The following is a 12,428-nucleotide window of genomic DNA, read 5'->3' on the forward strand; positions in this document are numbered from 1 at the left end:
ACCAAAGTCAGTCGGCGCGCCTGAGCGCGCCGGCCAACACCACGATCACAACGGCCAGCGGCAGCAGGACAGCAAAGGCCAGCCGCAGTGACAGAATACCTGCCAGAAGCCCGATCAGCGGCGGACCGATCAGCAAACCTCCGTATCCCAAAGTGGCCACACTGGCGATGGCCTGCCCCGGCGGGACATGCGGGTCGTTCGCGGCCCGGCTGAAAGCCAGCGGCATGATCACCGCATAGCCCACGCCCATCATCGCGAATCCAACCAGCGCCCCGACCGCGCCTCCGGCCGATACCACCAGGAACACGCCAACGGCCGCGCAGACTCCGCTGACCCGGGCCACCGGCACCGGGCCGAACCGGGCGATCACGAGACCGCCCAGCAGCCGCACAGCAACCATGAACACCGAAAAGACGGCATAGCCCAAGGCCGCAACGCTTTCAGCCACACCCGTGACATCCCGCAGGAAGATGGCGCTCCAGTCAGCCACTGCGCCCTCGCCCAGCGCGCCGCACATCGCGGTCAGCCCGACCAGAACCAGAACGCCGCTGGGCAGGGCAAAGATGGCGGTTACATCAGACTGCACCCGCCGCGATGTCCATCGAACCCAAGACAGGGCAAGCGCCAGCGCCACGGTTGCCCCGCCGGCCAGCAGGAAATGCGGCAACACGTCAAGCTGCAGCTGAACCGCGCCATAGCCGCTGAGCGCTCCCAACCCGGCGCCGAGGCTCCACATCGCATGGAACGAGGACATCACCGGTTTGGCATAGGCCTGTTCGACCTCGGCGGCCCAGGCGTTCATTGCCACATCCATCGAGCCGTGGAAGGCCCCGAAGATGAACAGGAACGCTGCCAGCATGGCGAAGCTGTCGGCGGCCGCAAGAAGGATCAGTGATGCTGTGTACAGAACCGCGATCACCCGCGTCACCGTTACCGCGCCGAACCTGTCGGTCAGGCGTCCGGTGACCGGAAAGGAACACACCGCGCCGGCTGCCATGAACAACAGGCCATAACCAAGCTCCTCGTGGCTCAGCCCCAGACGGTCACGGACGGCCGGAATGCGCGAGGCCCAGATCCCGAACAGGGCGCCGTTCAGGATGAACATGGCGGCCACGGCCCGCCAGGCTGAAACCAATCCGATCATGAAACCTGCCCTGCCTGCGAAATATCTGCCTCGCAGCAATACAGGCCGCGCCCCGGTTGGCAAGCCGCGCTATTCCAGCGTGCGGCGGATGCGGCGCACGGCCAGCCAGACAAGCGCCACTACAGGCAGCGTCACGCCTGCGGTCAGCATCCCCTTGCTGATCCCCGCATTGGTCAACGGGTACAGCAGGTAACTGACCAGCGACACGGCATAATAGCTGATAGCGACCACCGACAGACCTTCGACCGTGTGCTGCAATCGCAGCGCCAGATCCGCCCGGCGGTCCATGCTCTCCAACAAGGCCTGGTTCTGCGCGCTGCGCTCGACATCGACGCGCGTCCGCAGCAGGTCGCCGGCGCGAATGGCCCGGTCCGAAAGTGCCTGCAGCCGCCGTTCGGTTGCCTTGACCGTGCGCATGGCCGGGTCATAACGGCGCATCATGAAATCGGCGAATGTCTGACGCCCGTGGAAGCGATCCTCGCGCAGCGCCTCGATCCGCTGGTGCACGATGGCCTCATAGGCCCCCGTCGCGGCAAAGCGAAAGGCCGAACGCGCCGACAGCGTCTCAAGCTCGGTCGAGGTGGCCAGCAATTGCGGCAGCAGATCGTCTGGATGGGTCGTGTCCTTGGTCATTTCACCCATCAACTGGGTCAGTTGCCGGTCCAGCTCGCCGATCTGGGGCATCAGGGCCTTGACCCGTGCAAAGCCCAACATGGACATCGCCTTGTAGGTCTCGATCTCGCACAGGCGCTGGATGATCCGGCCGGTGCGCCTGCGCCCGGTCCCCTCGGACACGAACAGGGCAAACCGCATGTGGCCCGCCGGGTCGATGCGAAAATCGCTGGCGCAAATCGCCGAGTCGTCCAGCACCCGCGACACCGCCAGGCTTTCCGGTTCGAACCAATCCGCCAGCGCGGCTTGCGTGGCCCCGTCATCCGGGCGCGGCACCACCCGCAGCATGATCGAGGTCACGCGCTGGCCCGGACTGGCCATCAGCCAGTCAGGGGGGAACACCTCGAAATCGGCGGGGTTGAACGCGCGCTCGCTGACATTCTGAGTGATGGCCGTATAGGTCACGAATTCAGTGTGGTGCTCCCACTTCAACCAATGCCGCCCGATCTGGCCGGCATAGTGGGTGGCATCGGGCTGCGGATGCTGCGCCCCGTGGCGGTCCAACAGGTCGATCAGGTGAGCCATATCTTTGGCTCGGTCGCGCGCCACCGCGGCGACCGGTTTTTTGATCGCAAGGAATACAACCGTGCACGGCGCCTGCGCCACGGGGAACGGCCGCGCGTGCAATTCATTGGCCAGCGCATAGCGCAGCGGATGATCCTCGATTGGCGTCATGAGCGGCTCCTTGTGTTCCGGGCACTATACGACACCGAAGCATTTCATCAATTATCTTTTTATTTCATATACTTACATGGATACCGCGGTATACAAGCCGGCTATCTCATTGATTTGGCTGCCAGAGCTCGATCGGATTGCCCTCGGGGTCGTGCAAACGGGCGAAGTTTCCGATCTCGCTGTTCCATTCGTCACGGGTCTCCACCTCGATTCCAGCCGCACGCAGCTGGTCGACCATGGCCGCCAGATCGTCGACGCGGAAATTGATCATCCATTGCTGCACGGCATCACCGAAATAGTCTGTGTCTTCGGCGAATGGGGCAAACACGGTGTAGCCTTCGCGCTGCTTCCACGGAACCGGGTCATAGTGATTGACGCCCAGATGGGTCTCGTACCATTGCGACAGAGCCTTTGGATCCCGGGCGCGGAAGAACACGCCGCCGATGCCGTTTACCTTATGCATGGAGCACCTCCTGCCGATTGGGGTTGATACGGCATCATACCCTGAAACGGAAAAAGGCGCCCGCGAGGGGCGCCTTTTCCAAGGATAAGAGCCACAGATCAGTCGATCATTGGCAGCAGCTTGTCCAGCGACTGCTTGGCGTCGCCATAGAACATGCGGGTGTTCTCCTTGTAGAACAGCGGGTTTTCGATGCCCGAATACCCGGTGCCCTGCCCGCGTTTCGAGACGATCACCTGCTTGGCCTTCCAGCATTCCAGAACCGGCATCCCGGCAATGGGGCTGTTCGGGTCTTCCTGTGCCGCAGGGTTCACGATGTCGTTCGAGCCAATGACGATCGCCACATCTGTTTCCGGAAAGTCGTCGTTGATCTCGTCCATTTCCAGCACGATGTCATAGGGCACTTTGGCCTCGGCCAGCAGCACGTTCATGTGGCCCGGAAGACGGCCCGCGACGGGGTGGATGGCAAAGCGCACATTCTTGCCCTTGGCGCGCAGCTTGCGGACCAGTTCGCTGACCGATTGCTGCGCCTGCGCCACCGCCATTCCGTAGCCGGGGATGATGATGACGCTGTCGGCATCGTTCAGCGCTGCTGCAACACCGTCGGCGTCGATCGCCACCTGTTCGCCTTCGACCTCCATCTGGGGTCCCGAAGTGCCGCCAAAGCCGCCGAGGATCACGCTGACAAAGTGACGGTTCATCGCCTTGCACATGATGTAGGACAGGATCGCACCCGACGAGCCTACCAGCGCGCCGACGACGATCAGCAGGTCGTTGCCCAACGAGAAACCGATCGCAGCCGCGGCCCAGCCCGAGTAGCTGTTCAGCATAGACACAACGACCGGCATGTCGGCACCGCCGATGCCCATGATCAGGTGATAACCGATGAACAGCGCCGCCAGCGTCATCAGGAACAGCGGGAAGAACCCACCCGAAGCGGTGTACCAAATCAGACAGATCAGCGAGAGGCCAGCCGCCGACGCGTTCAGCGCATGCCCGCCCGGCAGCTTGGTGGCCGCTGAGGTCACCTTGCCGGCCAGCTTTCCATAGGCCACGACCGAACCGGTAAAGGTGATCGCACCGATGAAGATGCCCAGGAACAGCTCGACATGCAGAATGGCCAGCTCGGCCGGAGTTTTCTTGGCGATCAGTTTCGCGAAGGCCCCCAGATCCGACAGGTCGGCATCCTTGGCCGCGTCAACGATCGCAAAGACTTCGGCGACGTTCTTGATCTCAAAATGGGCGTTGTAGCCGACAAAAACCGCCGCCAGACCCACCAGCGAGTGCATGGCGGCCACAAGCTGCGGCATCTCGGTCATCTGGACGCGCTGCGCCACGTATTGACCAATCAGACCACCGCCGATGATCAGCAGCAGCGACAGCAGCCACAGGCCCGACCCGGGGCCGACCAGCGTGGCGAACACCGCCAGCGCCATGCCGACGATGCCGTACCATACCGCGCGCTTGGCGCTTTCCTGGTTCGACAGGCCGCCGAGCGAAAGGATGAACAGAACAGCCGCAACGACATAGGCGGCAGTGGTGAAGCCAAATTCCATGTGCCCGGCCTCCTTAAGATTTCTGGAACATGGCGAGCATGCGCCGGGTTACGAGGAAACCGCCGAAGATGTTGATCCCGGCCATGAAGATCGACAGCGCCGCCAGCAGAATGACGAGGAAAGACCCCGACCCGATCTGCATCAACGCGCCTACGATGATGATCGAGGAAATCGCGTTGGTGATCGCCATCAACGGTGTGTGCAGACTGTGGCTGACGTTCCAGATCACTTGGAAGCCCACAAAAACGGCCAGCACGAAGACGATGAAATGCTGCATGAAGCTGGCCGGAGCCACCAGCCCCACCAACAGCATCAGCGCCCCGCCCACGCCCAGCAGGGTAACCTGCTGCTTGGTCTGCGCCTTGAAGGCCGCGATCTCTTGCGCGCGCTTTTCTTCGGGCGTCAGTTCCTTGACCTCGGCCTTGGGTTTGGCCGCGATGGCCTGCACCTTGGGCGGTGGTGGCGGGAATGTGATCTCACCTTCGTAGGTGACGGTCGCGCCACGGATCACGTCATCTTCCATGTTGTGATTGATCTGACCGTCCTTGTCGGGGGTCAGGTCAGTCATCATGTGACGGATGTTGGTCGCATAAAGCGACGAAGACTGAGCCGCCATCCGGCTGGGAAAGTCGGTATAGCCGATGATGGTCACGCCATTGTCGGTCACGACCTTTTCATCCGGCACGGTGCCTTCGACATTGCCTCCACGCTCGGCCGCAAGGTCTACAATGACCGAGCCGGGCTTCATCGCCTTGACCATATCCTCAAGCCACAGCTTGGGGGCCGGGCGGTTGGGGATCAGGGCCGTAGTGATAACGATGTCCATCTCGGGCGCCAGCTCGCGGAACTTGGCCAGCTGAGCATTGCGGAACTCCTCGGACTGAACGGAAGCATACCCACCGGTGGCCGAGCCATCCTGCTGTTCTTCCTCAAAGTCCAGATAGACGAATTCGGCGCCCATCGACTCGACCTGTTCGGCGACCTCGGGGCGCACATCGAACGCATAGGTGATCGCGCCAAGCGACGTCGACGTCCCGATGGCGGCCAGACCTGCCACGCCGGCACCAACGATCAAAACCTTGGCCGGCGGCACCTTGCCCGCGGCCGTCACCTGGCCGGTGAAGAAACGGCCAAAGTTGTTGCCCGCTTCGATCACCGCACGGTACCCGGCGATGTTGGCCATCGAAGACAAAGCGTCCATCTTCTGCGCGCGGCTGATGCGGGGCACCATTTCCATCGCGATGACATTGGCGCCCTTGGCTTTCGCCAATTCCATCCCTTCTTCGTTCCCTGCCGGGTTGAAGAACGAGATCAGCGTCTTGCCCTTGGTCAGGCGCTTCATTTCGGTCTCGGTGGGCACGCGCACCTTGGCGATGATGTCCGACGATTTCCACAAAGAGGCGGCTGTCTTGACGATTTCCACCCCGACGGCCTCGTAAGCCTCGTCCGAGAAACCGGCGGCAGCACCGGCCCCCTTCTCGATGGCGCATTCGTAGCCCAATTTCTGCAGCTGCACGGCTGACTCCGGAGTCATCGCGACCCGGTTCTCGCCTTTCAGTATTTCCTTTGGCGTGCCTATTTTCACCGGCAAGTCCCCCTAATTTTCACTCTGACCGAGCGGGTGGTCGGTATTGTTTGTTAAGCAAAGATCTATCCTGCGCAACATTATTTCGCAAGCGCAGCATTCATTACGTTGTGTCACGGGTCGGCGCATTTCAGATCCACCGACGGGTTTTGCGTTCGTAACGCGCGAAGTCCGCACGGAAGGTGCGGCGCAGGCGGTCCTCTTCGGGCAGGATGAACCGCCGTTCCAGTACCCAGACGAAGACCGGAACCAAAACCAGCGACAGCACGGCATCGAAGCGCAGGATCAACCCGGCAAGGATCAGGACATCGCCCAGATAGATTGGATTGCGGCTGCGTTTGTAGATGCCCGATTGCACCATTGCGGTGGGTGTTTCATGCGGAATGACCGTCGTACGGTGGCGGCGGAATTCTACGATTGCCAGAACCGCCAACAGGATACCCCCACCAATCAGCAGACCGCTCAGCAGGTCGGTCAACCCGCCTTCCAGCGACAGGCCGAGCGACAGATAACGGCCCTGCAACCAGGCCAACACCGCGAAGCCCAAAAGCCACAGTGGCGGTACGTCGATACGGCGCATGTGCATCCCTTTTGAATGACGACATGCACCGACACATGTCGCTTCCGGGCCAAGTCCTACCGCTTTCAGACCCCGATGGCAAAGCATCTTGGCCCTGCGGCCGAATATTGTGCACCCGAGCCACAAACAGGTGGGCGTAGACAGCCCGGCACCGATCCGATACCCCGGTTCGGACACAAGAAAACACCGGGATTGATCATGACCGATTTCGCCGCCACCAAAGCCATGTTCCACCTGCCGGAAGGAGTGCTGTATCTGGACGGCAACTCGCTGGGCCCTCTGCCCAAGGCGGCGGCCGCGAAAGTACAGAAGATGCTGACCGAGGAATGGGGCCAAATGCTGATCACCGGGTGGAACAAGGCCGGATGGATGAGCATGCCGACTGACCTGGGCGATCGGATCGGCCGCCTGATCGGCGCCGCACCCGGCACGGTCGTGGTAGGCGACACGCTGTCGATCAAGGTCTATCAGGCGGTTGCGTCGGCATTGGAGCTGAACCCGGGGCGCAAGGTGGTGCTGTCAGACAATGGCAACTTTCCCTCCGATCTCTACATGGCTGACGGGCTGCTGCGCTCGCTGGGCGAGGAGTACGAGCTTCGGGTCGTGGACCCCGAGGCCGTGGCCGAGCACATTACCGACGAGGTCGCGGTGCTGATGCTGACCGAGGTCGACTATCGCACCGGTCGCAAGCACGACATGAAGGCGTTGACCGAACTGGCACATGCTCGGGGCGTCATCACCGTGTGGGACCTGGCCCACTCAGCCGGGGCCATCCCGGTGGACCTGGCCGGTTGCAACGCCGATTTCGCGGTCGGGTGCACCTACAAATACCTGAACGGCGGTCCGGGCGCCCCGGCCTTCATCTATGTCGCGCCGAAATGGGCCGACACCGCGCGCCCGGCCCTGTCGGGCTGGCTGGGGCACGAGGCCCCCTTTGCCTTCGACCTCGATTATCGCCCCGGCGCGGGCATCGAGCGCATGCGCGTCGGCACGCCTCCGGTGATCCAGATGACCGCGCTGGCCGCGACGATGGATATCTGGGACATGGCCGACATGGACGATGTGCGCGCGCAGTCCATCGCCCTGACCGAGCAGTTCATCCAGCAGGTCGAGGCCACCTGCCCCGATCTACAACTGGCCAGCCCCCGCGACCCCGCGATGCGCGGCAGCCAGGTCTCGTTCCGGTTTGCCGACGGGTACGCGGCGATGCAGGCCCTGATCGCCCGCGGCGTAATCGGGGATTTCCGCGCGCCCGACATCATGCGGTTCGGCTTCACGCCGCTGTATATCGACGAAGGCGACGTGACGCGCGCCGTCGAGATCCTGACCGACATCTTGCAGAACCGTTTGTGGGACAAGCCGGAATACAAGATCCGGCAGCGGGTTACCTGACCTCAAGCCCCGCGCCGATCAGCGCGGTCAGCTGGGCGATGCGCTGCTCGAACTCCTCGGCGTTCGAGGCGGTCATCTTGATCCCCTTCAGCGCGGCGGTGATGGTCCGCGCGGTCTCGGCCGGTCCGTCCGGCAGGCGCACGCGACCGGCCGCCAGTTCGCGCTTTAGCCATTCAGCGTAGAGATCCGCCAGCGCCGCCTCACCCTCGGCCACGATGTCGGCAGCGGTGGACTTGCTGGTATCCAGCATCTCAAGCCCATGCGGCGAGGCCAGTATGGCCGCCATCCCGGCGATCTGCGCGTCAATCGCCCGCGCCAGGATCTCGGACACCGCTCCGTCGCCCTGCAGCGCATGTGCCACCGCCGCGATCTTTTCGGCGTAATGCGCCTGTGTCAGGCTGCGAACGATGGCATCTTTGTTCTTGTAATGCAGATAGACCGCTGGACGGGACATGCCCGCGCCACGCGCTATGTCATCCATCGAGGTCTTGCGGAACCCATAGGCGGAAAAGGCCTGAAACGCCGAAGTCAGGATCGCCTTTGCCCGTGTATCATCCAGTTTTTCCGCCATGAATTGACCTCTGACAGTTTCGCGCGAAATTGTCAATTGACGCACTGACATTTTTCATCAATTATGTCAGAAACCAGCCACAGCCAAAAGAGGTGCGCCATGGCGACCACGCTGACGATCAACGGAAAGCCACATCAGGTCGATCTGCCCGACGATGTCCCCCTTCTGTGGGTGCTGCGCGACGAGGTGGGCCTGACCGGAACCAAGTTCGGCTGTGGGGTGGCCGCCTGCGGAGCCTGCACGGTGCATATCGATGGCGAGGCCGTCCGTTCGTGCCAGGTTGCCCTGTCCGATGTCTGGGGCGAGGTCACCACGATCGAAGGGTTGGGGACGCCCGACAACTTGGCCACGATCCAGCAGGCCTGGGTCGACCATCAGGTCGCGCAATGCGGCTATTGCCAGTCGGGGCAGATCATGCAGGCCGCCGCGCTGCTGGCCGAAAACCCTGCCCCCTCTGACGAAGAAATCGACGAGGCGATGCAGGGCAACCTGTGCCGCTGCGGCACCTACCCCCGCATCCGCGCCGCGATCCACGACGCCGCCGCCAAGCTGAAGGAGGCCTGATCCATGGCCAGCATCGGAAAAATCCTGCGCCGCACCTTCCTGATCGGATCAGCCGCCATCGTCGGTGGCGTGGCTTTCGGCGTCTATTACGTCAACCGCCCCGCCAAGAACCCGCTGAAACCGGGCGACGGCGAAGCGGCCCTGAACCCCTTCATCCTGATCGACCAGAACGGCGTGACCCTGTTTGCGCCCCGCGCCGAGATGGGCCAGGGCGTGAAAACCACATGGGCTGCCCTGATTGCCGAGGAACTGGACGTGGATCTGGATCAGGTCACCGTTCTGCACGGACCTGCGGCGGCGGCTTATTACAACTCGGCCCTGATCGGCGAGAGCCTGCCCAACAAGGGCTATGACGTCTCGAACTTCCAGCACAATCTGGGCGAGGCCCTTGGCGTGATCGGCAAAGCGCTCAGCCTGCAGGTCACCGGCGGCTCGACCTCGATGAAGGACGGGTTCGAGCGAATGCGCGCGGCTGGTGCCTCGGCCCGCGAGACGCTGAAACAGGCCGCCGCCGACCGACTGGGGGTGGATCGGGCTCAGTTGAAGACCGCTTCGGGCCATGTCATCGCGCCTGATGACAGCAAGATCGCCTATACCGACCTGGCTGCAGACGTGGCGCAGATGGAACCGATTGAGGCAGAGCTGCGCGACCCGTCCGAGTGGCGTTATCTGGGCCGGACCCTGCCGCGTCTGGACATGGTGGAAAAGGCTACCGGCACCGCCCAGTTCGGCGTCGACGTGCGCCTGCCCGGCATGAAATTCGCCAGCGTCCGGATGAACCCCAAGCTGGGCGGCCAGATGAACGGCTTCGACGACAGCGCCGCCAAGGCAATGCCTGGTGTCGAAAAGGTTGTCGATCTGGGCAACGGTGTTGCGGTGATCGCCACCAACACCTGGCTTGCCAACCAGGCGGTCGAGGCCATCGACGTCGATTGGGGCGAGGCCCCCTATCCGCCCGAAACCGACGCCATCTTTGCCGAGATCGCCAAGGCTTTCGACACGGACCCGAACTCGACCATGCGCGATGACGGCGACGTCAGCACCGTTCCCGAAGGCGCGACAGTGATCGAGGCCGCATACACTGTCCCCTACCTGGCCCACGCCACGATGGAACCGATGAACGCCACCGCGCTGTTCACCGGCGACGCCTTGGAACTGTGGTGCGGCAACCAGGCCCCCACGCTGATCCAGTTCCGCGTTGCCAACACGGCCGGTCTGGACACCGAAGCCGTCCAAATCCACACCACCTATCTGGGTGGCGGGTTTGGTCGCCGTGGAGAACTGGATTTCGGCGACATAGCAACCAAAGTGGCCATGGCGATGCCCGGCACTCCGGTCCAGACGACCTGGAGCCGCGAAGAGGATATGCGCCACGACTACTACCGCCCCGGTGCGATGGCGCGCATGCGCGGTGCGGTTCAGGATGGCAAAGCAGTGCTGATCGACGGTGCGGTCGCCGCGCAGTCCTGCACGCAGCAAGCCGTCGAGCGCTATACCGGAATGCCCGGCGCTGGCCCGGACAAGGTTCTGGTCGAAGGGTTCTTCAACCAGCCCTACGCGGTGCCCAACTATCGCATGAGCGGCCATATCGCCGATCTGAAGATGCCGGTGGGCTTCTGGCGCTCGGTCGGCAACAGCCACAACGGGTTTTTCCACGAAACCTTCATGGATGAGATGGCCCATGCCGCCGGACGCGACCCGCTGGAGTTCCGACTGGAGCTGATGCGCGATGAACACGCGCCGTCGGCCGGGTGCCTCGAGGCGGTGCGCGACATGTCCGACTGGACGGGCAAGACCCCCGATGGCGTGGGGCGCGGCGTGGCCTTCACCTACAGCTTCGGCACCCCGGTCGCGCAGGTGATCGAGGTGGTCGACGAAGACGGCACCATCCGCATCAGCAAGGCCTGGATCGCCTGCGACATGGGGCTGGCGCTGGACCCTGAAAACGTCAAGGCGCAGATGTTCGGCGGCATGATGTATGGCCTGTCGGCGGCTTGCTACGGCGAGATCACCTTCGCCGATGGCGAGGTCGAACAGATGAACTTCCCCGACTATGACGCGCTGCGCATGCACACCGCACCGCAGGTCGAGGTTCAGGTGTTGGAAACCAACCGCTTCATGGGTGGCGCGGGCGAGCCCGGCACGCCGCCCTCGATGCCGGCGCTTGGCAACGCGCTGTTTGACCTGACCGGCCAGCGCGCTCGGACCCTGCCGCTCAACAAGCAGTTCAACCTGCTGGTGTGAAACGAAAAAAGACCGGCGCGGTGATTGCCGCGCCGGTCTTTTGAAGAAATCCGAGAGCCGATTGTCAGGCCGATTGCCGCACCGGCGTCGGCATTGCACTTGCCGACCAAGCCCGCACCGCGTCGCCGAAAGCCTGAAACAGAGGCCGCGACACCGGGTCATTCGCGGCATCCCATTCCGGGTGCCATTGCACCGACAGGGTGAACCCGGGCGCATCCTGGATATAGATCGCCTCGGGCGTACCATCCGGCGCGTGGCCGTCGATCACCACGCCCTTGCCCACCGTCTTGATGCCCTGCCCGTGCAGCGTATTGGTCATCACCTCACTGGCACCGAACAGGCGGTGGAACACCCCGCCCTCGGTCAGCTTGACCACATGGCGCAGGGCGAATTTCTCTTCCAGCGTGCCATCGGGCGGCATGCGGTGGTTCATCCGGCCGGGCAGATCGCGGATTTCCGGGTACAGAGTGCCGCCCATGGCCACGTTGACCTCCTGGAAGCCCCGGCAGATGCCCAGAAAGGGCTGGCCGCGTTCCACGCAGGCCCGTACCAGCGGCAGGGTGATCGCATCGCGCGCCCGGTCGAATTCGCCATGCGCATCGGTCGCCGGCTCGCCGTATTCCTCGGGGTGAACGTTGGGGCGGCCACCGGTCAGCAGGAACCCGTCGCAAACCTCAAGCAGTTCGGCCACGTCGACATAACGCGGGTCGGCCGGGATCAGCAGCGGCAGACAGTTCGCAACATTCGCGACCGCGTCCGAATTCATCGTCCCCCCGGCATGGGTGGGGTACTGGTCGTTCATCAGATACGAATTGCCGATGATGCCAACGACGGGTCGGGACATTGCGCTACCTTGCTGTTTTACTTGAACTGGTCGGAAATTATCCGCCCCTTCAGTAACGTGCAAGAAAACACGCCCTGCACCATGGCGCAAGGACGTGTTCAGATACGCACATATTGTTCCCGATTTCCGCAGAGCGCTGGA

11 protein-coding genes are annotated in these 12,428 nt (G+C 63.0%); 3 read left to right on the forward strand and 8 right to left on the reverse strand.

What is annotated here, in order from left to right; all coding sequences use genetic code 11:
* Window positions 1-7 precede the first annotated feature (7 nt).
* From ACR0NY_RS08090 to ACR0NY_RS08115, 6 genes are all read right to left on the reverse strand, one after another.
* Window positions 8-1,144 (reverse strand): MFS transporter, encoded by a 1,137-nt coding sequence (locus ACR0NY_RS08090; RefSeq protein WP_170368163.1) that lies wholly within the window; start codon window positions 1,142-1,144, stop codon window positions 8-10.
* A gap of 69 nt (window positions 1,145-1,213) precedes the next feature.
* The gene (locus tag ACR0NY_RS08095; protein WP_170368162.1) at window positions 1,214-2,491 is read right to left on the reverse strand and encodes a DUF3422 family protein; all 1,278 of its coding nucleotides are present in this window, start codon (window positions 2,489-2,491) and stop codon (window positions 1,214-1,216) included.
* A gap of 106 nt (window positions 2,492-2,597) precedes the next feature.
* Complete coding sequence (locus tag ACR0NY_RS08100; RefSeq protein WP_170368161.1) at window positions 2,598-2,954, reverse strand: VOC family protein; 357 nt, start codon at window positions 2,952-2,954, stop codon at window positions 2,598-2,600.
* A 98-nt stretch (window positions 2,955-3,052) separates the two neighbouring features.
* Window positions 3,053-4,507 carry an NAD(P)(+) transhydrogenase (Re/Si-specific) subunit beta gene (locus ACR0NY_RS08105; RefSeq protein ID WP_170357315.1) on the reverse strand — a complete coding sequence of 485 codons (1,455 nt, stop codon included), beginning with the start codon at window positions 4,505-4,507 and terminating at the stop codon, window positions 3,053-3,055.
* Between the two features lie 13 nt (window positions 4,508-4,520).
* On the reverse strand, window positions 4,521-6,092 hold the full coding sequence (locus ACR0NY_RS08110; protein ID WP_170340345.1) for a Re/Si-specific NAD(P)(+) transhydrogenase subunit alpha: 1,572 nt from the start codon (window positions 6,090-6,092) through the stop codon (window positions 4,521-4,523).
* A 130-nt stretch (window positions 6,093-6,222) separates the two neighbouring features.
* Window positions 6,223-6,672 (reverse strand): methyltransferase family protein, encoded by a 450-nt coding sequence (locus ACR0NY_RS08115; RefSeq protein WP_093964875.1) that lies wholly within the window; start codon window positions 6,670-6,672, stop codon window positions 6,223-6,225.
* Between the two features lie 198 nt (window positions 6,673-6,870).
* Here ACR0NY_RS08115 and kynU point away from each other — a divergent pair, with 198 nt between their 5' ends.
* Entirely contained in the window at window positions 6,871-8,064 is a 1,194-nt protein-coding gene (gene kynU / locus ACR0NY_RS08120; protein ID WP_170368160.1) for a kynureninase, read from the forward strand.
* Here kynU and ACR0NY_RS08125 read toward each other — a convergent pair.
* Window positions 8,057-8,635, reverse strand: coding sequence for a TetR/AcrR family transcriptional regulator (locus ACR0NY_RS08125; protein WP_170368159.1), 579 nt, complete (start codon window positions 8,633-8,635; stop codon window positions 8,057-8,059). The two genes, kynU and ACR0NY_RS08125, sit on opposite strands and share 8 nt — an antisense overlap.
* A 99-nt stretch (window positions 8,636-8,734) precedes the next feature.
* On the opposite strand from ACR0NY_RS08125, the gene ACR0NY_RS08130 reads away from it, so the two are divergent.
* Together ACR0NY_RS08130 and ACR0NY_RS08135 are read left to right on the forward strand one after the other, a co-directional pair.
* Complete coding sequence (locus ACR0NY_RS08130; protein ID WP_170368158.1) at window positions 8,735-9,199, forward strand: (2Fe-2S)-binding protein; 465 nt, start codon at window positions 8,735-8,737, stop codon at window positions 9,197-9,199.
* 3 nt (window positions 9,200-9,202) lie between these two features.
* Window positions 9,203-11,443, forward strand: coding sequence for a xanthine dehydrogenase family protein molybdopterin-binding subunit (locus ACR0NY_RS08135; RefSeq protein WP_170368157.1), 2,241 nt, complete (start codon window positions 9,203-9,205; stop codon window positions 11,441-11,443).
* Window positions 11,444-11,507: 64 nt separating this feature from the next.
* On the opposite strand, the gene ACR0NY_RS08140 is transcribed toward ACR0NY_RS08135, so the two are convergent.
* The gene (locus ACR0NY_RS08140; protein ID WP_170368156.1) at window positions 11,508-12,287 is read right to left on the reverse strand and encodes a gamma-glutamyl-gamma-aminobutyrate hydrolase family protein; all 780 of its coding nucleotides are present in this window, start codon (window positions 12,285-12,287) and stop codon (window positions 11,508-11,510) included.
* Window positions 12,288-12,428 lie beyond the last annotated feature (141 nt).

It is taken from the genome of Ruegeria sp. BJ5, from assembly GCF_056537865.1.

What these genes read in the sequence shown, in the direction of transcription:
- ACR0NY_RS08090 (WP_170368163.1), bottom strand. Translation starts at nt 1,144, where the DNA reads ATGATCGGATTGGTTTCAGCCTGGCGGGCCGTGGCCGCCATGTTCATC.
- ACR0NY_RS08095 (WP_170368162.1), bottom strand. Translation starts at nt 2,491, where the DNA reads ATGACGCCAATCGAGGATCATCCGCTGCGCTATGCGCTGGCCAATGAA.
- ACR0NY_RS08100 (WP_170368161.1), bottom strand. Translation starts at nt 2,954, where the DNA reads ATGCATAAGGTAAACGGCATCGGCGGCGTGTTCTTCCGCGCCCGGGAT.
- ACR0NY_RS08105 (WP_170357315.1), bottom strand. Translation starts at nt 4,507, where the DNA reads ATGGAATTTGGCTTCACCACTGCCGCCTATGTCGTTGCGGCTGTTCTG.
- ACR0NY_RS08115 (WP_093964875.1), bottom strand. Translation starts at nt 6,672, where the DNA reads ATGCGCCGTATCGACGTACCGCCACTGTGGCTTTTGGGCTTCGCGGTG.
- kynU (WP_170368160.1), top strand. Translation starts at nt 6,871, where the DNA reads ATGACCGATTTCGCCGCCACCAAAGCCATGTTCCACCTGCCGGAAGGA.
- ACR0NY_RS08125 (WP_170368159.1), bottom strand. Translation starts at nt 8,635, where the DNA reads ATGGCGGAAAAACTGGATGATACACGGGCAAAGGCGATCCTGACTTCG.
- ACR0NY_RS08130 (WP_170368158.1), top strand. Translation starts at nt 8,735, where the DNA reads ATGGCGACCACGCTGACGATCAACGGAAAGCCACATCAGGTCGATCTG.
- ACR0NY_RS08135 (WP_170368157.1), top strand. Translation starts at nt 9,203, where the DNA reads ATGGCCAGCATCGGAAAAATCCTGCGCCGCACCTTCCTGATCGGATCA.
- ACR0NY_RS08140 (WP_170368156.1), bottom strand. Translation starts at nt 12,287, where the DNA reads ATGTCCCGACCCGTCGTTGGCATCATCGGCAATTCGTATCTGATGAAC.